The following is a 1,250-nucleotide window of genomic DNA, read 5'->3' on the forward strand; positions in this document are numbered from 1 at the left end:
TTCCACTACCGCACGCACGCCACCATCGGCAGCCTGGTGCTGCTGGGCGCGGTGGCGCTGCCGCCGCTCATGTCGGCCCTGGGCTTCAGCCTGGGGCTGGGCTCGGGCCTGTCCTGGCTGTATCACGCGACGTTCCTCCTGCTCATGGGCTGGGGCCTGTTCTGGCACCTGCGCTACGTGGCGCGGTGGGAGCCCGGGCGGCTGGTGCGGGTGCTCGCCGTGGTGACGCTGACCTTCGGCGCCCTGTCCCGGGCGAATGACTTGCTGGGCAATGAGCCCTTCAGCACCTCGCTGGACTTCCCGCGCACGCTGCTGCCGCCGGCGTTCCGCCTGTCCCGGGCCCAGCCCGTGGACTCCTTCTTCGAGGAGATGGGCGGACTCCAGGAGCAGGTGGACGCGCTCGCGAAGGAGGAATAGCCGCGGGGGGCCCGAGACGCCACGGGTTGGGTGGTGATGTCAGACCTGGAGGGTAGAAGCCCTCCACGCGCGCGAGCACCCTCGGAGGGGGCTCGCGGCGTGTGTCGCTGAGCGACCAGGAGGTCCAGGTGCGGGTGAGCGTGGCGCCGGAGCTGGCATCGTTTCGGGAAGTGTCGCGGGGGCTGTTGGCGCGGGGACTGCCTCCGGAGCGGGTGTCTTTCGAGGAAGCGCGGGGCCCGTGGAACGGGCGGGTGGATGCGCTCCTGAGCGGCATGGAGGCGGGGGCGCTGCCGGTGGTGCCCCGGGACTTCCTGGAGCTGGCGGAGAAGGTGGTGTGTCACCGGGAGCCGGAGCGCTGGGCGCTGCTGTACCGCGTGCTCTGGCGGCTGACTCACGGGGAGCGGCGCCTCCTGGAACGGGAGGTGGACCGGGATGTCCAGCGCCTGCGGCGGATGGAGCGCGCGGTGCGGAGGGACGTGCGGAGCCTCGTGATTCGCGTCCGCTTCCGTCGAGGCTCCTCCGACGATGCGGAGCGGTACGTCGCGTGGTACCGGCCGGACCACCTCGTCGTCAGGTTGGCGGCGCCCTTCCTCGTGGGGCGGTTTCCCACGCTGCGTTGGAGCCTCTTCACCCCGGACGCCAGCGCGCACTGGGACCTTTCGCGCCTGAGCTACGGCGCGGGGCTGGCGTGGGAAGCGCCGCCGCGCACCGGAGCCACCGCGCGGAGCCTGGGCGCGCCGCGCTTCCGAACCCCACGGGAGGAGCGCCAGGTGTGCGCGCCGGTGATGATGGTGGGAGACGTGCCCGACACGCGGGAGGACGGGGACGCGCCG

Annotated in this window: 1 protein-coding gene and 1 pseudogene; both read left to right on the forward strand. The window is 72.6% G+C overall.

Annotated features, from left to right (window positions below; genetic code table 11):
* Positions 1–417: pseudogene (locus HUW62_RS47300) on the forward strand (FHA domain-containing protein); the annotation flags it as partial.
* 101 nt (positions 418–518) lie between these two features.
* Positions 519–1,250, forward strand: a 732-nt coding sequence (locus tag HUW62_RS47305; RefSeq protein ID WP_368670664.1) for a DUF4130 domain-containing protein, incomplete at its 3' end; no start/stop codon positions are given.

Source organism: Myxococcus sp. AM011, from assembly GCF_013372595.1.
GTDB classification, from domain to species: Bacteria; Myxococcota; Myxococcia; order Myxococcales; family Myxococcaceae; genus Myxococcus; species Myxococcus eversor.